General features: G+C 60.2%; 19 protein-coding genes. 13 read left to right on the top strand and 6 right to left on the bottom strand.

The window, feature by feature from the left end; genetic code table 11:
• The first annotated feature begins 41 nt into the window (after positions 1-41).
• The 8 genes from M5B96_RS19210 (at position 42) to M5B96_RS19175 (ending at position 10936) form a co-directional block, all read left to right on the top strand.
• Complete coding sequence (locus tag M5B96_RS19210) at positions 42-7424, top strand: hemagglutinin repeat-containing protein (protein ID WP_412548626.1); 7383 nt, start codon at positions 42-44, stop codon at positions 7422-7424.
• Positions 7425-7435: 11 nt separating this feature from the next.
• Positions 7436-7741 (top strand): hypothetical protein, encoded by a 306-nt coding sequence (locus M5B96_RS19205; protein WP_152742445.1) that lies wholly within the window; start codon positions 7436-7438, stop codon positions 7739-7741.
• 33 nt (positions 7742-7774) lie between these two features.
• Positions 7775-8116 carry a hypothetical protein gene (locus tag M5B96_RS19200; protein ID WP_248798295.1) on the top strand — a complete coding sequence of 114 codons (342 nt, stop codon included), beginning with the start codon at positions 7775-7777 and terminating at the stop codon, positions 8114-8116.
• A gap of 32 nt (positions 8117-8148) precedes the next feature.
• Positions 8149-8694 (top strand): hypothetical protein, encoded by a 546-nt coding sequence (locus M5B96_RS19195; RefSeq protein WP_248798294.1) that lies wholly within the window; start codon positions 8149-8151, stop codon positions 8692-8694.
• Between the two features lie 158 nt (positions 8695-8852).
• On the top strand, positions 8853-9011 hold the full coding sequence (locus M5B96_RS19190; protein WP_248798293.1) for a hypothetical protein: 159 nt from the start codon (positions 8853-8855) through the stop codon (positions 9009-9011).
• Between the two features lie 161 nt (positions 9012-9172).
• Complete coding sequence (locus tag M5B96_RS19185) at positions 9173-9592, top strand: RDD family protein (RefSeq protein ID WP_248798292.1); 420 nt, start codon at positions 9173-9175, stop codon at positions 9590-9592.
• A gap of 151 nt (positions 9593-9743) precedes the next feature.
• On the top strand, positions 9744-10304 hold the full coding sequence (locus M5B96_RS19180) for a hypothetical protein (RefSeq protein ID WP_248798291.1): 561 nt from the start codon (positions 9744-9746) through the stop codon (positions 10302-10304).
• A 41-nt stretch (positions 10305-10345) separates the two neighbouring features.
• Entirely contained in the window at positions 10346-10936 is a 591-nt protein-coding gene (locus tag M5B96_RS19175) for a hypothetical protein (protein ID WP_248798290.1), read from the top strand.
• Between the two features lie 184 nt (positions 10937-11120).
• Here M5B96_RS19175 and M5B96_RS19170 read toward each other — a convergent pair whose 3' ends face one another.
• Positions 11121-11807 carry a fumarylacetoacetate hydrolase family protein gene (locus M5B96_RS19170; protein WP_248798289.1) on the bottom strand — a complete coding sequence of 229 codons (687 nt, stop codon included), beginning with the start codon at positions 11805-11807 and terminating at the stop codon, positions 11121-11123.
• 210 nt (positions 11808-12017) lie between these two features.
• A complete protein-coding gene (locus tag M5B96_RS19165) occupies positions 12018-12329 on the bottom strand; it encodes a hypothetical protein (protein WP_103499261.1) in 312 nt (103 codons plus the stop codon).
• 683 nt (positions 12330-13012) lie between these two features.
• On the opposite strand from M5B96_RS19165, the gene hemB reads away from it, so the two are divergent.
• On the top strand, positions 13013-13987 hold the full coding sequence (hemB, locus tag M5B96_RS19160) for a porphobilinogen synthase (RefSeq protein WP_248798288.1): 975 nt from the start codon (positions 13013-13015) through the stop codon (positions 13985-13987).
• A 72-nt stretch (positions 13988-14059) separates the two neighbouring features.
• Here the strand turns inward: hemB and M5B96_RS19155 are convergent, their stop codons facing one another.
• Positions 14060-14401, bottom strand: a complete 342-nt coding sequence (locus M5B96_RS19155; RefSeq protein ID WP_248798287.1) for a hypothetical protein — start codon at positions 14399-14401, stop codon at positions 14060-14062.
• A gap of 223 nt (positions 14402-14624) precedes the next feature.
• Between M5B96_RS19155 and M5B96_RS19150 the strand changes: the two genes are divergently transcribed.
• The gene (locus tag M5B96_RS19150) at positions 14625-15467 is read left to right on the top strand and encodes a PhzF family phenazine biosynthesis protein (protein ID WP_248798286.1); all 843 of its coding nucleotides are present in this window, start codon (positions 14625-14627) and stop codon (positions 15465-15467) included.
• Here the strand turns inward: M5B96_RS19150 and M5B96_RS19145 are convergent.
• Genes M5B96_RS19145 through M5B96_RS19135 form a run of 3 tightly spaced genes read right to left on the bottom strand, consistent with a single transcriptional unit; the run spans position 15462 to position 17246 of the window.
• Positions 15462-15974, bottom strand: a complete 513-nt coding sequence (locus M5B96_RS19145; protein WP_248798285.1) for an NUDIX hydrolase — start codon at positions 15972-15974, stop codon at positions 15462-15464. The genes M5B96_RS19150 and M5B96_RS19145 overlap by 6 nt on opposite strands.
• Positions 15975-15982: 8 nt before the next feature.
• On the bottom strand, positions 15983-16699 hold the full coding sequence (locus tag M5B96_RS19140) for an NUDIX hydrolase (protein WP_248798284.1): 717 nt from the start codon (positions 16697-16699) through the stop codon (positions 15983-15985).
• A gap of 1 nt (position 16700) precedes the next feature.
• Positions 16701-17246 carry an adenylyltransferase/cytidyltransferase family protein gene (locus tag M5B96_RS19135; protein WP_248798283.1) on the bottom strand — a complete coding sequence of 182 codons (546 nt, stop codon included), beginning with the start codon at positions 17244-17246 and terminating at the stop codon, positions 16701-16703.
• 168 nt (positions 17247-17414) lie between these two features.
• Between M5B96_RS19135 and M5B96_RS19130 the strand changes: the two genes are divergently transcribed.
• Genes M5B96_RS19130 through nadE form a run of 3 tightly spaced genes read left to right on the top strand, consistent with a single transcriptional unit; the run spans position 17415 to position 20130 of the window.
• Entirely contained in the window at positions 17415-18068 is a 654-nt protein-coding gene (locus tag M5B96_RS19130; protein ID WP_248798282.1) for an isochorismatase family protein, read from the top strand.
• Between the two features lie 3 nt (positions 18069-18071).
• On the top strand, positions 18072-19301 hold the full coding sequence (gene pncB, locus M5B96_RS19125; protein ID WP_248798281.1) for a nicotinate phosphoribosyltransferase: 1230 nt from the start codon (positions 18072-18074) through the stop codon (positions 19299-19301).
• Between the two features lies 1 nt (position 19302).
• Positions 19303-20130, top strand: a complete 828-nt coding sequence (gene nadE, locus M5B96_RS19120; protein ID WP_248798280.1) for an ammonia-dependent NAD(+) synthetase — start codon at positions 19303-19305, stop codon at positions 20128-20130.
• The last annotated feature ends 1 nt before the right edge of the window (position 20131 follow it).

Here is a 20131-nt window from a genome sequence, read left to right as displayed (position 1 = left end):
GGCGCCTCTACGGATTGGCGCAGCTCAAAAGGAATTGGAACATTAACAAGCATCTGTATCGGATCATTTTCAACAAGGCGCGCGGCCTGTTGATGGTGGTGGCCGAAAATGTGAGCAGTGGCTCGAAATCAGCTGGCGGTCATGTGGCAGGCGCAGCGCCTGGCGTCGGCTGCGTGGTACGACTGACACCCCTGCGTTTTGCCTTGATGGCGGCGCTCGGCCTGATCCTGCTGGACGCCTCGTCGGCCCAGGCGGCGGTGGTCGCCGACCCCGGCGCACCTGCCGCGCAGCAGCCGGGCATCGGGGTGACCGGGAACGGCGTCACCCAGGTCAATATCACCGCGCCCAGCGCGGGTGGTGTGTCGCGAAATACCTATCAACAGTTCGATGTCGATCGGCGTGGTGTGATCCTCAATAACTCGGCGACCAACAGTCAGACCCAGCTTGGCGGTTGGGTGGATGGCAACCCGGCGCTGGGCAGGGGCACGGCGCGGGTGATCCTCAACGAGGTCAATTCGAGCAATCCGAGCCAGCTCAACGGTTATGTCGAAGTGGCCGGCTCCCGGGCTCAGGTGGTGATCGCCAACCCATCCGGGATCAGCTGTGACGGCTGTGGATTCATCAACGCCAATCGCGCGACCCTCACCACCGGCAAGGCGCAGCTCGAGAACGGCGAGTTGCGCGGCTATCAGGTCACCGGCGGCAAGGTCTCCATCAACGGTGCCGGGATGGATACCCGCGACAGCGACTACACCGAAATCATCGCGCGCACCGTCGAGGTCAATGCCGGTATCTGGGCCAAGGACTTGAGTATCCAGGCCGGCAAGACCGCCGCCGACAACAGCACTGCGGCTGTACCCGTGGTCGGCATCGATGTCGCGCAACTGGGCGGCATGTATGCGGGCAAGATCGTCCTAGTGGGCAATGGCGCCGGTGTCGGGGTGCGCAATGCCGGGCAGATCGGCGCCAGTGCCGGCGAGGTGGTGATCCGTGCCGACGGACGTCTGGAAAACAGCGGTCAGATCAGCAGTGCCGGTTCGACGCAGGTCGATGCAGGTAGCGGAGTCCAGAACAGTGGCACGCTGTACGCCAAGGGCGATCTGACGCTCAAGACCACGGCCGATATCGACAACAGCGGTATCGTCGCTGCCCAGGGCAATACCCGGGTGACGGCCGTGAACCTGCGCAGCACCAGTGGTTCGACCCTGGCCGCCGGGGTCGACAGCAGTGGCAAGCTGGGGCAGACCGGATCATTGACCCTGGACGCTTCGGGCCAGCTCAGCGCCAAGGGTCAGAATATCGCCGCCGAAAGTCTGCAGGCCCAGGCGGCGGCCGTCGACTTGAGTGACAGCCAGACCTCCGCCGCCCAACTGACACTCACCAGCGGGCAGGGCGATATCGACGTCAGCCGGGCCCGCGTGTCCGCGAAGGGCATGCTGACCGCCACCGCAGCGAAGGTATTGCGCACCGATAGCGCCACAGTCAGTGCGGCTCAAGTAGGGATCAAGGCCGCTCAGTTGTCCAACGTGAAAGGCGAAATCCTGCAGAGCGGCCTGTCACTCGCGAGCATTGACTTGCAGGGGGCACTGGATAACAGCCAAGGCGTGATCGCCAGTCAGGGGGCACTGAATATCACTGCCGCCTCGCTGAGCAACTACCAGGGCAGTATCGGTTCGGTGAAGTCGAGCCTGGCACTGACGGCCACGGACGGGTTGCTGGACAACAGTAACGGTCACCTTCAGGCGCTGCAATCGATCGCGCTGGTCTCGGGCCAGTTGCTCAACACCGCAGGTTTCGTCGGTGCCGGGCAGGCCCTGGACATCACGGCAGGGAGCATCGGCAATGGCGGCGCTGGGCAACTCCAGAGCGGTACCGATGCGACAATCGCGGCAACCAGCCTTGACAATCACGGCGGGCGCATCGAAGCACTAGGTAACCTCAAGTTCACCATCGACGGCAAGCTCGATAACAGCAGCGGCCTGATTCGCACCGGTGCCGATCTGTTGATGACCGCGGGGCAGATCGACAACGCCGGCACCCAGGGCCTGGATCAAGGCATTGAAGGGCGCACTCTCACCCTTACCGTCGATCAGTTGGGCAACCAGGGCGGCTCGATCATTGCCGATCAGGCCTTGACCGTGACCGGCAGCGGTGTGCTGGACAACCAGTCCGGGAAGATCTCGGCCGGTACCCAGTTTCTGCTGACCGACCGTAACCTGGCGGCTAAAACCCAAAGCGTGAGCAACCAGGGCGGTACGTTGGTCGCGGGGCGCTCGTTGACGCTCAACAGCGCGAGCTATACCGGCAACGGCCGGGCCTTGAGCCTGGGTGATCTGTCCTTCACCCTCAATGGTGATTACCTCAATACTGGCCTGCTGCAGGCCAACGGCAATCTGACCCTGGCAACCATGGGGGGACTGGGTAACCAGGGCAGCTTGCAGGCGGGTAACCTGCTGACGCTGTCGGCCCGGCAAATCGATAACGCAGCCGCCGCTGAGATCAGCGCCTTGCAGGTACAACTGAGTGCCAGCGAGTCGCTGGTCAACCGCGGCCTGATCGACGGCCAGTACACTCGGCTGAGCGCGCCGACCTTGAGCAACCTGGGCACCGGACGAATCTACGGTGACCAGCTGGCGCTGGCGGCGGGCACATTGACCAATACCGTCGAAAACGGTACGGCGGCGGTGATCGCCGCTCGTGTGAGCCTGGATATCGGTGCGCAATACCTGAACAACAGCGAACATGGCCTGATCTTCAGCACCGGTGACATGGCCATCGGCGGGGCGCTGGATAGCGCCTACCACGCGACCGGTCAGGCCCTCGAACTCAATAACGCGAGTGCGACCATCGAGGCCCTCGGTGCCCTGACGTTGAACGCGGCCTCGGTGCGCAACACCAACGAACACTTCTCGACACGTGAAGTCGAGGTCTCGCGCCAGGCGCTGCAACAGTATCAACTGACGGGCTCGGTCAATCGCTACGATCCGAATCAGATTTCGACCTATAACAACGAAGTCGACATTCTGGTGACACCCGAAGGCAGTAATGACGACTGGAACCGCTACGACCTGACCCGTGTCGTGACCCAAACCCAGATTGCCAGTTCCGATCCCGGGCAAATACTCGCCGGCGCCAATCTGACGATCAACGCCGGCCAGGTCCTCAACGACAAGAGCCGGATCATCGCCGGTGGTGTGTTGCAAACCAACGCCAACAGCCTGACCAACACCGAAGTCGCCGGACAGCAGGTCACCACGGACAGCGGCGCACTCGAACACTTCTATCGCATCCAGCGCAAAGGCCGCGACCGTCAGGGGATCGACTCTACCGCCTACAACCCGGCGCCCAGCGTGCAGGCTATTTCCTTGCAGCCGACGGTCTATGAACAGAACACCGCGCCTCAAGGCAGTGGCCCCCAGGTTGCAAGCTTGAACCTTGGGGCGGTGGGCGCTACCGAGGTGTCCAGCCGCACGATCCAAGCGCCAAGCCTCACGCCGATCAGCGAAGTATTGGCCAATTCCACCAACAATGTCGGTGGCGTGGCTGAGCGTATTCTCACCGGCGGGGTGAACAGCGCCTTGCCGGACAACGCGCTGTTTCGTTCGATGCCCGGCAGCACCTCCCGTTATCTGATCGAAACCGATCCGCGCTTCACCAACTATGGCCAGTGGCTGTCCTCGGACTACATGCTCGGCCGGCTGAACCTGGACCCGGCGGCGACCCAGCAACGCATGGGTGATGGTTTCTATGAGCAGAAATTGATTCGCGAGCAGGTGGCGCAACTGACCGGTCGCCGTTTTGTCGACGGTTATGCCAGTGACGAAGCGCAGTATCGCGGCCTGATCGACAACGCCGTCACCTACGCGAATAACTGGAAGCTGATTCCCGGTGTGGCCCTGACCGCGCAACAAATGGCCCAGTTGACCAGCGATATCGTCTGGCTGGTGGCCAAGGATGTGACGCTGGCCAGTGGCGAGGTACGCAGTGTGCTGGTGCCGCAGGTCTATGTGCGGGTCCGTGACGGCGACATCAACGGCGCCGGCGGCTTGATGGCCGGGCAGCAGCTGAACCTGAACGTGACGGGCAATCTGGTCAACAGCGCGAGCTTGTCGGGACGGCAAGTGGTCTCGATCAAGGCGGACACGCTCAATAACCTGGAAGGGCGTATTCAAGGCAGCGCCGTCAGCCTTGACGCGACGCAGGACCTGAACAACCTCGGTGGCCAGATCTCCGCCGACAAGAGCCTGATGGTCAGCGCCGGGCGTGATCTGAATGTGCAGTCCAGCACGATCACCACCCACAGCGCGCAGGGTAGCCAGACCAATCTTTCGCGGGTCGCCGGTCTGTTCGTTTCCGATCCGGCGGCCAACCTGATGGCCACCGCCGGACGTGATATCAACCTGCAGGGCGCGCAAGTGGTCAATAGCGGCAGCGCGGGCGTCACCAGCCTGTCCGCCGGTCGTGACCTGAACCTGACAACGGTCATCGAGAGCCGCGACCAGAGCAACCACTGGAACGCGGACAACTGGCGCACCGAAGCGAGCCGCAACGAGAGTGGCAGCAGCCTGCAGACCCAGGGTGACCTGGGCCTGCGCGCTGGCAATGATCTGAACACCCGCGCCGCCGAGGTCAGTAGCGCCGCTGGAGCCGTGACTGCCAGCGCGGTACGCGATATCAACATCGAGGCGGGTGAGCGCTTCAATAGCGCCGACGAGGCACACAAGTTCAAGGGCAGCAATGGCCTGTTCTCCAGCAAGACTACCACCACGCGTGATACGGTCAGCCAGACCAGTGCATTGAGCTCGACCCTCAGTGGTGAACAGACGGTGGTACAGGCCGGGCGCGACATGACGATCAATGGCAGCAACGTGGTATCGACTTCGGGCACGGTGCTGGCGGCGGGTAATGACATGAAGGTGCAAGCGGCCACCGAGCATCTGAGCGAACAACACGTCAGGGATGTGAAAACCAGCGGGCTGTTCAGCGGCGGTGCGATTGCCGTCACCGTGGGTTCCCAGCAACAGATGGACGACAACCGAAACCGCGAAAGCACTGCGGCTGCCAGCAACATTGGGGCAACTGACGGCAACGTGCAGATCGATGCCGGCGGTCAGTATCGTCAGGTTGGTAGCAATGTCACGGCGCCCAAGGGCGACGTTTCGATCCGGGCTTCGGAGGTCAATATTCTTGAGGCGCGTAACCTCACTCAGCAGCAACAGGAGAACCGCTTCAAGCAGTCCGGTATGACGATCACCGTGACCAATCCGGTGGTCAGTGCCGTGCAGACCGCACAGCGGATGAAGAAAGCCTCCGATCATACCGATGACAAACGTATGAAAACCCTCGCGGCGCTCAGCACGGTGTTCGCCGCTAGCGATGCCTATACCCAGGTGATGGCGGATCCCGCCTCGATGGGTGGGATCAATATCAGTATCTCGTTGGGTGCGAGCAAGAATCAGAGTAACAGCGAACAGAATGGCAATACCGCAGCCGGTTCGACGGTCGCGGCAGGTGGTGATGTGTCGATTGTTTCCAGCGGTGGAGCTCGCAGTAACGACCTGACGGTCCAGGGTAGCCAGGTTACGGCCGGGCGCGATGCGTTGTTGAAGGCCGATGGCAATATCCTGCTGGTCGGCGCGCAGAACACTATGGAGCAGCACAGCACCAACAAAGGCAGCAATGCCAGCATTGGTATCGGTATTTCCTTTGGCGGTACGAAAAATGGTATCAGCTTCAACGCTTCTGCTTCCCAGAGCCGGGGCAACGCAGATGGCAACGACCTGGTCTGGAGCAATACCCATATCGACGCCGGCAATCAGGTGAGCCTGGTGTCGGGCAAGGACACGAACGTGCGAGGTGCGGTGGTTTCCGCCAACACGGTCAAAGCCGAGGTCGGGGGGAACTTGAACATCGAGAGCCAGCAGGACACCAGCACCTTCGCCTCCGAGCAGAAAAGCATGGGGGCCGGCATCAGTCTGTGTATCCCACCGATTTGTGCAGGGATGTCTAGTGCCAGCTTCAGTTCCAGTAACACCAAGCAGAAGTCCAACTTCGCCAGTGTGATCGAACAGTCGGGGATCCGTGCCGGGGACGGTGGCTTCGACATCACTGTCAACGGCAATACCGATCTCAAGGGCGCCCTGATCGCCAGTTCGGACAAGGCCATTGCCGAGGGCAATAACCGGCTGATTACCGATACCCTGACCGTTGCGGATATCCACAACGTGTCAGAGGCCAGTGCCAAGGCATCGGGGGGTGACCTGGATACCCAGATGCTCGATGGCAAACTGGGCATGGCCAAGGCGCTGCTCGCCAACAGCCTCAATAACGCCTCGGAGTCCGACTCCAAGTCGAGCGACACCCGCAGTGCCGTCAGCGCCGGGACCTTGGTGATCACCAACGCCGAACGCCAGCGGTTGCTCAACGGGCTGAGCGTCGACGAGGCGATTACCAGCCTGAACCGTAACACCGAGACCGCTCATGCCGCCGTGGACCGGCTGAATGTGGCGGAAATGGGGCGCACGGTGGAGGCCGAGCAGGAGATCAAGCGTGAGCTGTATCGTCAGGTCGCGTTGTTGGCCGATGAGGCCTATCGCAAGATTTTCGTGGCGAAGGCCCGGGTCTATGAGGTGGAGAAGGATGCCGATGGCAAGGCGCTGCGCGATGAAAACGACAAGGTTCGCTATCGTGAGTTGAATGACGAGGAAAAGCAGAACCTCAAGCCGGGACCGGACGGTAAGGTCCATATCGCCAACAACGGCATCTTCAACGATGCCGACGGTGCGGCCAAGTATGCAGAACAGCACAGTACTGCCGATACGGGGCCGCAGTACTTGATCCACTTCGAGAAGGCCAACAACTTTACGTCCGAGTTGATGATCGCGGCGTATCAGAAGTCCTTCGAAAATGATTTCTGGGGCTTGTCCAATGCCACCCTGCAGAGCAAGGACTATATGGCCCAGTATGGTCAAAGTGGCTTGCATATCGACGGTCACAGCCGGGGCACGATGACGACGGGTAATGCCATGGAGTCGTTTATGCGCGACCCGTCGAACATCGGCATCCTGAGTGATACTTCCATGAACTTCTTCGGCGCCGCCTATGGTGTTGAAAAGGCCGATAAGCTGTTGGGGGCGTTGCAGGGTCGGGATAGTTTTAGTCTCCAGGCTCAACGGGACTCAATGGCCTTGCAGTACCAGATTCATAACTACGATCCGGTAGGGCGGATTCCGGTGGGGCTTAACCCGGGGACCGGAGGAACGATTCCGCCAGGTAGTAACGCCGTATGGGAGGTGCTGAGGGTGTTGGGCGGTGACAATACGGTCCACAACTGCTACGGCAATGGGGGAGTGGCATGCCGGGCTTACTGGGAGGACTCTCCCACCGGCAAGCCACATTTTGTCCAAGTCAAGTCCCAACCTTGAGATGTCGAATCATGACCAAGTGTAATTTTCTATTCAGCCTCGGCCTACTGCTGCTCAGTGGCTGTACCCCCTTTCAGCCGCCGCCACCGGATTTCACCTATTGGTACAAGAACGGTGTATCCGTTGAAGGGGTCAAGAGCGCCATGCGGGGATGCGGGTACACCAATCTTGATGGTGCTGGAGATCAGACACCGATTGATCTCGAGCTCAAGCACTTTTACTGCATGAAGGATTCGGGGTTCTCCCGGCGAGATAACCTGGACCTGTGCAAGCTGGGCCGTATTGGCGAGTCACCGGTGTGCGAAGGTCGCCGATAAATACTGATGGATGGATAACAGGGAGTGACTGGCATGCAGATCGAAAACAAGGGCGTGTGCGGGCGCAGCCGCTCGATTGTGGCGCTGTGTTTCGGCGTCGTTGGCCTGGGGGGGTGTGCTTCGTCAATGTCTACCACCGGTGAGCCGGGCGTGAGGATGGGGGACAGCTACGCCCAGGTTTTCGCGGTGGTGAGCCGCAACAATACCGTGACCAAGGAGGTCGAGGGGCAGGGATTCAGGGCTGAGGGTTACTCGCCGACGTTCAGGGATTGTCGTAGCAAGTATTTCATCTTCCAGGGCGTCAATGGCTTGCAGCAAGTGCGCTTTGAGCCTGCACCGCAGTTGTCGGTCAACCAGAACTGCCGCCAGCCGTGACGGGCTTACATTCCTCTACGAGTCGAGTCTTCATGATGGTTTTACGTGTTGTCCCCGCAATGCTTCTAATATTGCTCAGCGGCTGTGGCCAGTTGTCCAACGTCCGCTCCTTTTCGACCGCTTATACCTCGCCACAGGCTGGCGAGACCGCCCGGTTGCGCGTGGTCAGTGACGGTATGGTGCGCGCGGTGCCTGGGCGTGATTGCCTGGACTGGAACAGCCCGGGAGCGGGCGTGATGGTTTCGGCGCAATCGGGTTTCACCGACCGCAACGACGAGCGCCTGGGTATGCCTGGCTCGGCTCAACAGTGGCCGGGAGTCGTGTCCTCGGAACTGGTTATCCCGGCGAACAAGCCGATCGCATTTCATTACCTGGCGCAACTGCAATTTTCCCGGCGGTGTTTCAATTCCCTGACCTTCGTACCCCTGCCTGGTATGGATTATGTGTTGCAGGCATCAACGTCCGGAGAGTGCTTGATCGAATTGGATGAGCTTCGGGCCGGTGATGGGCGGTTGGTGGCTGTCGAGGCGGGGCGGGTTGGAAAGGCTTCGATGTGTAACGCGATGGATAACTTCTAGGTGAGCTGTTCTCGGTCAGTGGTGGGACATCGAGCCCCGAAGGTTTTCGCACCATTGAAGCGACAAAACCCATCCATTTGGTACTGCTAGGATGGGCCAGCGGTAACCGCGCCTGCCGGGTCGATTTTGTCAGTGAGTTCATTCCGGGAGCCCGCTATGTGATCAAGGGGGGCATCGCAGATGGCCTGAATAATTTCGGCACCTGCCAGGTCAGCATCTTTGATCAGGATTCCGGTGTTCGACTCCCTCTGAGCAGCCAGGAATTGCCGAAGGCCGACGGCTGCACCCTGGATCAGTGGTTACCGCCGGTGCTTTGATTGCTCTGATGACACTTTGGCAATCGATCTAAAAGGGAGCGGATTTATTTTTTTGGTGAGTAAAGCGGTGGTCCTGTCAGACGTATCGAAAATAAATTCGTACCCTTTTTAAGTCACCTTATCAGTAATTTCTTACAGTGATCCGGCAGTCAAGAGATAACATGGAGTTCAGTATGGATGGACACGCACAGAAACACTCTCCCAATTTGGCCAGCCCAATTCGTCGATTAGCTGCTCAGATCATTGACTCAATCATCGTGCTTTTTCTGATGTCTGTCATCATCACGGTTTTGAGCTTTGTGGGCCCGTACAGTATCGCCTCTCTCGTGGGGATGGTCGTCGGCGGCGGATATTTTTTATTTTCTGACGCTATTTGGGATGGCCAAAGCATTGGTAAAAAAATGATGAAGATTTCAGCTGTTGATGAGTTCAGCCTTTTAGGCTGCAGCTATCTTCAATCATTTGTTCGGAATTTTTTGAAGTTTAATCTGCTATTTATAGATTGGGTGTTCGTATTTTTTGGAGGGCGGAAAAGATTGGGGGACATGCTCGCGTCGACAGTAGTGATCAACGCAGAATAGGTGTTATATCTTTCGATATTGCAGAGTATTGAAAACGGTCGATTCCTCTCACAGCTGCTGATGAGGTGCAAAAGGAAAGGGCAACGTTGTCTGCTCCTGAAGTACCTCAGTCGGGCGGCAAGTAATTTTTAATGATGTACATGGAGTGTTTATGAAAAAAACGTCGCTGCTAATGTTGAGCCTGATTCTGACATTGCCTGGGTGTAAATCCAATGCCAGAGACTCTTCCCCCAGTTTGCTCAAGGACGGTATCCAACTGCGCCAGAACAAGGTGGCCGTCGATGCACAGCACGCCAAGGTCATCATGAAAGCGTCGGGTGCCACCCACCCAGTAGAGTTTTCGATCAGGCGCGCAACGGATCCTGACCAGCGCATGGATGTACAGGGAACTGTGGTGGATACCGGTCGGGGTAAGGTGTTCGGCTGGATTGCCACGCTCAACGAAACGGTTAGCAGCGCAACTTTGAAGCGCTTCCCGCAGTTGGAGGTACAGGCCGACGCCGATCAACCGTTCGTGGTCTCGGGTTACGCCAGTGACGAGAGCATTGGGCGTATCTACCGATGTGGCCCGGTTAGAAGCACATTCACACCGGAGCGAAGCAAGGTCTATCTGGTGGAGTTTCAGTTTGTGGATGACCGCTGTGAACAGCATGTCTACGATGTCACCCAGTCAGAGGTGCGTATTCCCGTTGCGAGCGTATCGGGCCTTTGAGTCCGATTTGAGAAACCAAAGGCTACCTCTCAAGGGAAATCATGCAGAGATTTTTTACCTGGGTCATAACCTTCTTCTCTGGTATTCGTTCGATTGTTCTCATCGTGTTCGGGATCGTCTTCCTCGTTTGTGCTGGCATGGGGCTTTACGATGCCGCCACGCTTTGGCAAGCGCGTGACTGGCCGTCGGTTGCGGCTCGCGTCGATCAATGTTCGATGAACATGCGCTACAGCAAACAGGACTCGTGGTGGGACGTCTCGGCTACGTTCAGCTACGGGGACGACTTCGCTCGTCACTATCAGGAAACCTGGACGCCGCCAGATACGCCGAGGTATAGCCGTCACCCCGATCCCGTTATCAGCCAGAGTGAGCAGAACGCGCTGACGAAACGATTCTGCGATAAGGCGGCAGCCGAGGGGTTGAGGGTGTCGCCAGACCATCCGTGGATGGCTTGGAGAAGCGAAGCTGTCGCAACGGGAGAGTGGAAGGCGAATGTTGTGATGATCTCGGTGTGTGGCCTGGGTGCAGTGATTCTTATTGCTCTGGGCGTGTCGCTATGGCCGGGAAGGGAGGCTGCGGTGAAGCCGGCTACTCGGAAAAAACGGCCTCAGGTGGCGAGGAAGAAGGCGTAAAAGCTGACGGACTTCAAGAGATGTACCGTCGAAGATCACGTGTTGTCTGTGGCATGATCTTCGACGGGGTGGGAAGCGCAGAACTTCAGAGTCCTGTCAGTTGCTGACGCTGGCGGTCCGCTTGGCACAAAAGAGCCTGCCAGTATTACCGCAGAGGTAAAGCCTGTCCGGCCACCGATCAGCGTTAGCCAATCGTCAACTCGAACGTCGCGATGCCCTCGATCCCCGCACTGACCCGATCACCCGCCACCAGGGGACCGACGCCTGCCGGTGTGCCGGTAAAAATCAGGTCGCCGGCCTTGAGCTCAACCGAACGCGACACATGGCTGATCACATCCGGCACCGACCAGATCTGGTCTGCCAGGTCGCCGCGCTGGCGCTCGACATCGTTGACCTTCAGCCAGATCGCGCCGCTTTGCGGATGTCCCAGCGCAGTGGCGCGACGCAAGGCCGTGCAAGGCGCCGACTCGTCGAACCCCTTGGCCCAATCCCACGGCCGTCCGAGCTTCTTGGCCTGGGCCTGGATATCGCGCCGCGTCAGGTCAAGACCGACGCCGTAACCCCAGACATGAGCGAGGGCGTCGTCGGGATCGATATCCGTACCACCTTCACCAATGGCTACCACCAGCTCGATCTCATGGTGCAGGTCCTGGGTCAGCGGTGGGTAGGCGATCACGCCGCTGGCCGGCACCACCGCATCGGCGGGCTTCATGAAGAAGAACGGCGGTTCGCGGTCCGGGTCGTGGCCCATTTCCCGGGCATGTTCGGAGTAGTTGCGGCCGACGCAGAACACCCGGCGAATCGGAAAGCGTGCCGACTCGCCTTCAATCGCCAGAGATGGGATGGTCTGGGGGGCGAATACATAGCTCATGGTATTTCTCCTCGTTGGAATCGGGCCGTGGCGCTGTGGCCATGGCTCAAGTGTGGAGGAGTGGGGCGGCGGGAAATTGGACAAATCCAGCACGCTTCTGGATTTTGCACGGCAGTGGGGTGCCGTCGAGTCGCGCCTCCAGAAAGACAAAACCCGGCGATAGCCGGGTTTTGTGTGAGACGCCTTGCGCTACTCAGTTATAGCGAGTCTTCAGGCGCTCTTCGGCAGGGCGTGGTGAGCGGCCCATTCCGACTTCAGCGATTGCAGCACGCGAGCCATGAAGTCTTTGTCGGCTGCGGCTTTCTTGCCGACATAGCCCTGGCCCCGGCGGTACATCTTGATGCAGGCGAACAGCGCGGGCTGGGCCTGGCTGAAGGCGCGCTCGTCGGCGTAAGGCGAGCGAGGGTCGAGTTTCACGTCTCCGGTCTGGCTGATCCAGAGAATATGGTCGTCAAGGCTGTCTTTGCGCGATGCGAACAGGCCAGCCAGTTGATCGATAGTCGTTTGATTGTTCAGATTCATGTTAAAGCCCCTTTGACCACTCGTTAATCTGTCTGGTTTACGTGTGTATCGTTGCCAAGACGGCGAATTGCTGCGGTGCCGCACACGGACAATGGTGTCCGTCGAGTGTGGCGCCGGCCCTGGGCGCGATTTATGTAGCGGGGTTCAAACCCTGCTACACGCAACGTTTCAACGATAAGAAGCAACAGCGCGATCCTTAGAACGGCGCTGACGACAGTAACGAAGTCAGCCACAAGCATTTTGAGGACGTTAGGCCAGTGCTTCTCGCCCGTTGGGACGATCACGCCAGGTCAGCTTCATCAATCTGCCTTGTGGGCAGTACAGATCCGGAACAGCTCGACGGCTTGTCGAGCCTGTTGTTACAACAGCTTTTGCGGCGCTCCCGATCGGGGAGGCAGGTCCATCATGCAAGGGCCGAAAGAAGGCGTCAACCATTTTGTAGTGAATATTTTTAAGCACTACATATTGCAAAATCGTGATTTCTTACAACATTACAAAAGGGCCGGGTGGACGAAACGTGACCGGCAAGTCTTGATTCCAAGGGCTCGACGGTCGCAGCCCGCGAATTTAAAGGAGGTTGCACTGTTGCAGTCTGCGTAACAGACCTTTCTGGATCTGCCGATGTAAACCGGCGCAATACTGGCTTAAGCTCGGCAGCTTCTGAATCTGCCTCGGGAAACACGATGTCCCAGCTATTTCCGACGACGCGCCTGCGTCGCCTGCGCCGAAATGAAAGCCTGCGTGGCTTGTTCCAGGAAACCGAGTTCAGCCTCAACGACCTGGTGCTGCCGATCTTCGTCGAGGAAGGCATCGACGATTTTGTGCCGATCACCAGCATGCCCGGGGTGATGCGGATCCCGGAAAAGAAACTGGCCAGTGAGATCGAGCGTTATGCCCGTGCCGGGATCAAGTCGGTGATGACCTTCGGCGTCTCCCATCACCTGGACGCGACGGGTAGCGACACCTGGAACGAAGAGGGCCTGGTGGCGCGCATGGTGCGGATCTGCAAGGACACCGCGCCGCAAATGGTGGTGATGTCCGACACCTGTTTCTGCGAATACACCTCCCATGGTCACTGCGGCGTGCTGCATGGCGACGTGGTCGACAACGATGCCACCCTGGCAAACCTTGGCCGCCAGGCGGTGGTCGCGGCACAGGCGGGGGCGGACTTCATCTCGCCGTCGGCGGCCATGGATGGACAGGTCCAGGCCATTCGCAGCGCCCTGGACGCGGCCGGTTTTCTCGACACCTCGATCATGGCCTACTCGACCAAGTTCGCCTCGGCGCTCTATGGCCCGTTCCGCGAAGCGGGCGGTACGGCGCTCAAGGGCGACCGCAAGGCTTACCAGATGAACCCGATGAACCGGCGTGAGGCGGTGCGCGAGTCGCTGTTGGACGAGCAGGAAGGGGCCGATGTGCTGATGGTCAAGCCGGCCGGTGCCTACCTCGACATCATCCGCGATATCCGCGAAGCGTCGCGCCTGCCCCTGGCGGCGTATCAGGTCAGTGGCGAGTACGCGATGATCAAGTTCGGTGCCCAGGCCGGGGCCATTGACGAGCACCGTATCGTTCGCGAAAGCCTGGGTGCCATCAAGCGCGCCGGAGCGGACATTATTCTGAGTTACTTCGCGATGGACATTGCTCGCGACGGGATGTGACCCAGACAGCGCGCAAAGAAAAAGCCCGGCTGATAAGGCCGGGCTCTTGGCTGGATGCTGCGGTAACGCGACTCATGCACGATTCTGGATCAGACGGTCGGAACCACCTTCGGCAACGCGACGGTCGATCAGACGATCAGAGCCACCTTCGGCAACGCGACGGTCGATCAGGCGATCAGAGCCACCTTCGGCAACGCGACGGTCGATCAGACGATCAGAGCCACCTTCGGCTACGCGACGGTCGATCAGACGATCGGAGCCACCTTCGGCTACACGACGGTCGATCAGCCGATCGGAGCCGCCTTCAGCTACGGCCTGTTGAGTGTGGGCGACCACGGGTTGAGCCGAGGAGGCGGCGAAAACGTTGACGGCCAGTACCGAGAAAGCGAGGCCGAGAAAGAGTTGGCGTTTCATGGTGGTGTGCTCCGGGTGTTATGTGTTGGGTATGGAGCAAAGGTTACGCGCCTGGATTTTTAAGAGAACTTCATTGGGTCGATGGTGACCATCGATGGCAATGATGGCGATGCCCGGCAGGTGTAGGGGCTGAAAAGGGTAAGACTGTGTGGGTCCAAGAGCAGGATTGTGTGATGAAATCCCTGAGCTGACCGCCGACCATTTTTCGCCAAGGAGCCCGACCATGAGCCAGCACGATTTCAAGCAACTGGATGTTTTCAGCCGCGAACCCTTCAAGGGCAACCCGCTGGCCGTGGTCTTCGCCGCCGAGCAACTGACTGACGAACAGATGCAGGCTTTCGCGACCTGGACCAATCTCAGCGAAACCACCTTCCTGCAGGCGCCCCGCGACCCTCGGGCAGACTATCGGGTGCGGATATTCACCACGACCCGGGAATTGCCCTTCGCCGGTCACCCGACCCTCGGTTCCTGCCATGCCTGGTTGGAGGCGGGTGGCGTAGCCAAGGGTGAGGAGATCATCCAGGAGTGCGGAATCGGCCTGGTGCGGATTCGTCGCCAGGGCGATGACCTGGCGTTTATCGCACCACCGTTGCGTCGTGCCGGCCCCCTGGACCAGGCATTGCGCGAGCAGGTCCGCCTGGGCCTGGGACTGGCTCCGGAGGAGGTGCTCGATGCCCAGTGGGTCGACAATGGCGTCGATTGGCTGGTGCTGATGTTGCCCGAGCGGGCGCGGGTGCTGGCGGTAAGGCCCGACTATGCCCAGTTGAAAGGGTTGGCGGTCGGGCTGGTCGCTCCCTGGAATCCAGCACTGGACGGTGACGAGTGCCAGTTCGAGGTGCGGGCCTTTATCGCGGGTGATGGCATGTGCGAAGACCCGGCCACCGGCAGCCTGAATGCCGGCATTGCGCGCTGGTTGCTGGGAGAGGGGCGGGCGCCGCAGTCGTATCGGGTCAGCCAGGGCACGGCGATGGGCCGTGCCGGGCGGATCCGGGTCGAGCAGGTGGGGGACGAGATCTGGGTCGGCGGTGCCGCCGTGACCTGTATCGCCGGCAGCCTGACCCTATAAGGCTTCCGGCGCGTGGGCGATCAGCAGCATCGCGGCCGACAAGGTATGGCCGTCGGTAATCTTGCCCGCGGCAATCATCGCCTTGAGTTGGGCCAGTGTGACGAACAGCACCTTGTCGACTTCGCCATCGGTGCTGTCGACGGCTTCGCCATCAATGTCCACCCGGCAGACGGCAACCGCGCTGGCGATCAGCGAGGTGTTGCTGTGCAGCAGGCCCAGTTCCGTGACCTTGCGCGCCGACCAGCCGGTCTCTTCCCGCAGCTCGCGAGCGGCGGCATCGCTGGCGGTTTCACCGCGGTCGATGGCGCCGCGGGGGAACTCGATCGATTGGGCGCCGATGGCCCGGCGTTGCAGCACCGCGAGCATCAGGCGGCCATCCGGCAGGACGGGCACCGCGACCACGCCATTGACGGCCTGGGCTTCCTTGACGATGAAATAACCCCGCTCCTTGACCACATCGAAGTAGGGGGTGTGCAGCAGGCATTCGGATTCGGTGTCGGGCTTCATGCGTGGCGTTACTCCAGAAAGCAGCGGTCGAACAGATAGAGCGCATCAGGTTTGAGATTTTCCAGGGTGGCTTGCGGCCGGCCGCCGTCGCCCTGTTTCTTGCGTCCGGTTTCGCGCAGGTAGCCGGCTTCGATCATCTTCAGCAGGCGTTGCCGGGTGCTGGTCTTGAGCACCGGACGCCCCAGTACCCGGGAAAAGATCGCGGTGGCTTCCGGGGCACTGAATTCGGAGCCGAGGAACATCAGCGGCAGGCTGCTGTACAGCGATTTGGACAACAGTCGCTCCTGTGCCGCCGCGACCAGTGCATTGTGATCGAAGGGCAGGCGCACCGAAGCGTCGGCGACGCTGTCGAGGGCGAACCAGGCCTGTTGCTCGTTCAGGGTCGGCTCTTCACTGACGATGGCCAGGTAGAAGGTCGAGGATGACCAGCAGCGCGGGTCGCGAAAGGCATCGCCGACGGTGCCGACCTGTTCGATCCAGGCCAGCGGCAGATTGACTTTGGCACTGGCGCGCAGGCGTTCCACCGCGTCGTCCAGCGTCAGGTCGGCCACCGCGCCGTTGACCACCACACCCGGCAATGCCCAATGGCCCTGGAAGGGATCGGCTTCACGTTTGTGCAGCAGGATCTTCAGGGTCTGGGAGTCACGGCAGTAGAAGAGCACGCACAAGTCGACGGTGTGCAGGTAGTCGCTTTTCCTCGGCATGGTGGCGGAACGGTCCGGCATATCAAGTCCTGTGTACGGCATAGAGACCGTAGTCTACCGGATCCATCCCCGGTGCCATCCAGTCGGCGGGCAATGTTTCGCCCTGCGCCAGCCGTGCGCGCAGCAATGTGCTGCGTACGCCGGCCTGTTCCTCCACGCACAGCACTGAAAAACGTTCGAGCAACTGCACACCGAGATGGAAATCCGGCAACTGCGCGGCGACATCGTGCCCGACCACCAGGGCGATCTGCCGGGTGGGTAGGCCGGTCATCTCGGCCAGGGCGCACAGAAGCTCATAGCTGTAGATGGGTGTCTCGGTATTTTCGGCCAGTTGCTGTTCGATCCGGGACACCGAAATTGCCGACGAGCAGGCCGGTCGCACCCGCTCGACAATCGATTGCAGCCAACCCGCACGCCGCTCGTATTCGGCCATGCGCTTGCCATGGGGATGCCTGAAGGATGGTACCACCCACACCGACCGCGCCCGACGGGACGCTTCGATCATCACCTGGGCATGACCGGCGTGCGGGGGATTGAAGGCGCCGCCGTAGATAGCGAGCTCGTACATGGATGGGTCTCCTTTGTTCTTTAAAGTACTCGTCATGTACTTTCTGATCAAGTGGATAGCTCAAGGTTACACTCATTTAAATATGGATCATAAAAAAGCGATTACATCGTGCTTGATTTGAAAGTACATGACATGTACCTTTGATTCATCGCAAAGGGAGAACCCGCCATGAACGCTCAAGTGATCAAGACCGCCGCCTTCGATGTCGATGCCCAGAAGGGCTTCACGCCACTCTGCCCGGATGAACTGCCGGTGGTGGGCGGTCACCTGATCGGTGCCGAGTTGAACTTCATGGCTTCGCTGGCCGATCTCCGCGTCGGCAGCAAGGACGCCCACAGTCCCCAGGCGCCCTGGGTGGTGGGGTCCCATGAGCAGATGCTCAAGCCCACCGGCCTTGAGCATGCCGACCTGACCTGGGTCAGCCACTGCGTGCCGGGCACCGAAGGCTTCACGCTGCTCGATGAGCTGCCGGCGCCGCAGGACTACGATTATTTCGTCTGGAAGGGCGTGGAGCCGGCACTGCACCCTTATGGTGCCTGCTTTCACGATCTCCAGCACAAGCTCTCCACGGGGGTGATCGAGTACCTCAATGCCCAGCAAGTCCGGCAGGTGATCGTCGGCGGCCTGGCCCTGGATTTCTGCGTCAAGACCACCGCGCTGCAACTGGCGGGGGCCGGTTTCCAGGTCATCGTCTATCTGCCGGCCTGCCGCGCCATCAGTGCCGACGGCGCGCAGCAGGCGCTTCACGACCTGCAACAGGCGCGTATCGAAGTCGTCAACAGTCGCGAACAGCTGGCCCGCGCGGCGAGCCACAAGGAGTAAGTCATGGAAAGTGCATTCAACCGCGAAGGCGGCATCATCCAGGGGCTGCTGGATACCGACTACTACACCTTCACCATGATGCAGGCGGTGCTGCACCAGTACCCCAACGTCGAGGTGGAATATCAGTTCATCGTGCGTTCCCGGGAGAAGCTCACGCACCTGATCCCTGAGCTGCGTGTCGAGCTGGAAAAACTCGCCGGCCTGCAAATGCGCGAAGGCGAACTGCGTTTCCTGTTCAATCGGCGTTTCCGTGAGTACCTGACGCCGGATTTCGAGCAGTTCCTCGAATTGTTCCGGTTCAACCTGCGCTACATCCAGGTCAGTGAAGTCGACGGTCAGTTGAGCATCCGCGTTCGTGGGCCGATGTTGCACTGCATCATGTTCGAACAGCCGGTGTTGGCCCTGGTCAGCGAGTTGCGCAACCGCGACAAATACCCGGAAGTCGCCCTGGAGGACGTCAGCCGCAAGCTCTACCAGAAGTTCGAGTGGCTGGAGAAGAACCTCAGCCGCGACGAACTGGCCGACCTGCGGGTCTCGGACTTCTCGACCCGCCGGCGCTTGTCGTTCCGTGCCCAGCGTGAGGTGGTGGATATCATGCGGCGGGATTTCCCCGGGGTGTTCGTCGGCACCAGCAATGCGCACCTGGCCTATGAGTTCGATCTGCCGCTGATCGGCACCATGGCCCACCAATGGCTGATGGTGCACCAGCAACTCGGTCGCCTGCGCGAGAGCCAGAATGCGGCGCTGGAGAACTGGGTGCGCGAATACCGTGGGCGTCTCGGGATCGCCCTGACCGATTGCATCAGCACCGATTTTTTCCTCAAGGACTTCGACCTCTACTTCGCCAAGCTCTACGACGGCCTGCGCCAGGACTCGGGGGATCCGCTTGTCTGGGCTGACAAGGTGTTGGCACGTTATGCGCAGCTGGGAATCGATCCGCTGACCAAGGAGCTGATGTTTTCCGATGGCCTGAACTTCGAGAAATGCCTGCCGATCCTGCGTCACGTTCGCGGCAAGGCGCGGTTCGGCTTCGGTATGGGTACCAGCCTGGCTTGCGATGTCGATGGCGTCGAACCGCTGAGCATCGTGATGAAGCTGGTACGGGTCCACGGCGAACCGGTGGTGAAGTTTTCCGATGACCCGGTGAAAAACGTCTGTGAAGACCCGTCGTTCCTGCGCTATGCGGCGCAGGTGTTCAACGTGACTGAATTCAACCAGAAGCTGGAGGTATGAGATGGGAACCGAGAATCAGGATCGTATTGCCAAGGCGCTTGGGGTGAACCGGCAACTGGCACAGGGTGATGAGGCGGCGGAACTGGTGCGCCGCGTCAATTTCATCAAGGCGCTGTTGAAGCGCTCCGGTTGTGAGGCGCTGGTGCTGGGGATCAGTGGTGGCGTCGACTCACTGACGGCCGGTCGCTTATGTCAGTTGGCGGTGGAGCAGTTGCGCGAGGAGGGCGGTAAGGCGCGCTTTATCGCCATGCGCTTGCCGTACCGGACCCAGGCTGATGAACGCGATGCCCAGGCGGCCCTGGCGTTTATCCGGCCGGACCAGGTCAGCAGCGCGAATATCTCGGCTTGCGTGGACGGTTTGATGGGCAGCCTTGACGTCGACGGCCTGGAGGCGACGCCGGCGCAGGTGGACTTCGTCAAGGGCAACGTCAAGGCCCGGGCGCGGATGATGACCCAGTACGCCCTCGCCAACTTCGTCAACGGGCTGGTGGTCGGCACCGATCATGCCGCGGAGGCGCTGATGGGCTTTTTCACCAAGTTCGGGGATGGGGCCTGCGACCTGGCGCCCTTGTCCGGTTTGACCAAGGGCCAGGTGCGGCGGCTGGCCTCGGCCCTGGGCGCGCCGGAGCCACTGGTATACAAGGAGCCGACGGCCGATCTGGAAGAACTGGTGCCGGGCAAGCCGGACGAGCTCGCCTATGGCTGCACCTATGCCGAGATCGACGCCTACCTGTTGGGGCAGCCGGTGTCGGCGCAGGCCAGCGCGATCATCGAGGCGGCCTACGGCAGGACCGCACACAAACGGGCCCTGCCTTATTCGCCGGTGTGAG

The organism is Pseudomonas sp. MWU13-2105 (genome assembly GCF_023242315.1).
Classification (GTDB): Bacteria; Pseudomonadota; Gammaproteobacteria; order Pseudomonadales; family Pseudomonadaceae; genus Aquipseudomonas.
This window is presented reverse-complemented; position numbering and strand designations above follow the sequence as displayed.

Bases quoted from the DNA above. Each gene is read 5' to 3' on its own strand.
- M5B96_RS19205 (WP_152742445.1), top strand. From the start codon at position 7,436: ATGACCAAGTGTAATTTTCTATTCAGCCTCGGCCTACTGCTGCTCAGT.
- M5B96_RS19200 (WP_248798295.1), top strand. From the start codon at position 7,775: ATGCAGATCGAAAACAAGGGCGTGTGCGGGCGCAGCCGCTCGATTGTG.
- M5B96_RS19195 (WP_248798294.1), top strand. From the start codon at position 8,149: ATGATGGTTTTACGTGTTGTCCCCGCAATGCTTCTAATATTGCTCAGC.
- M5B96_RS19185 (WP_248798292.1), top strand. From the start codon at position 9,173: ATGGAGTTCAGTATGGATGGACACGCACAGAAACACTCTCCCAATTTG.
- M5B96_RS19180 (WP_248798291.1), top strand. From the start codon at position 9,744: ATGAAAAAAACGTCGCTGCTAATGTTGAGCCTGATTCTGACATTGCCT.
- M5B96_RS19175 (WP_248798290.1), top strand. From the start codon at position 10,346: ATGCAGAGATTTTTTACCTGGGTCATAACCTTCTTCTCTGGTATTCGT.
- M5B96_RS19170 (WP_248798289.1), bottom strand. From the start codon at position 11,807: ATGAGCTATGTATTCGCCCCCCAGACCATCCCATCTCTGGCGATTGAA.
- M5B96_RS19165 (WP_103499261.1), bottom strand. From the start codon at position 12,329: ATGAATCTGAACAATCAAACGACTATCGATCAACTGGCTGGCCTGTTC.
- hemB (WP_248798288.1), top strand. From the start codon at position 13,013: ATGTCCCAGCTATTTCCGACGACGCGCCTGCGTCGCCTGCGCCGAAAT.
- M5B96_RS19155 (WP_248798287.1), bottom strand. From the start codon at position 14,401: ATGAAACGCCAACTCTTTCTCGGCCTCGCTTTCTCGGTACTGGCCGTC.
- M5B96_RS19150 (WP_248798286.1), top strand. From the start codon at position 14,625: ATGAGCCAGCACGATTTCAAGCAACTGGATGTTTTCAGCCGCGAACCC.
- M5B96_RS19145 (WP_248798285.1), bottom strand. From the start codon at position 15,974: ATGAAGCCCGACACCGAATCCGAATGCCTGCTGCACACCCCCTACTTC.
- M5B96_RS19140 (WP_248798284.1), bottom strand. From the start codon at position 16,699: ATGCCGGACCGTTCCGCCACCATGCCGAGGAAAAGCGACTACCTGCAC.
- M5B96_RS19135 (WP_248798283.1), bottom strand. From the start codon at position 17,246: ATGTACGAGCTCGCTATCTACGGCGGCGCCTTCAATCCCCCGCACGCC.
- M5B96_RS19130 (WP_248798282.1), top strand. From the start codon at position 17,415: ATGAACGCTCAAGTGATCAAGACCGCCGCCTTCGATGTCGATGCCCAG.
- pncB (WP_248798281.1), top strand. From the start codon at position 18,072: ATGGAAAGTGCATTCAACCGCGAAGGCGGCATCATCCAGGGGCTGCTG.
- nadE (WP_248798280.1), top strand. From the start codon at position 19,303: ATGGGAACCGAGAATCAGGATCGTATTGCCAAGGCGCTTGGGGTGAAC.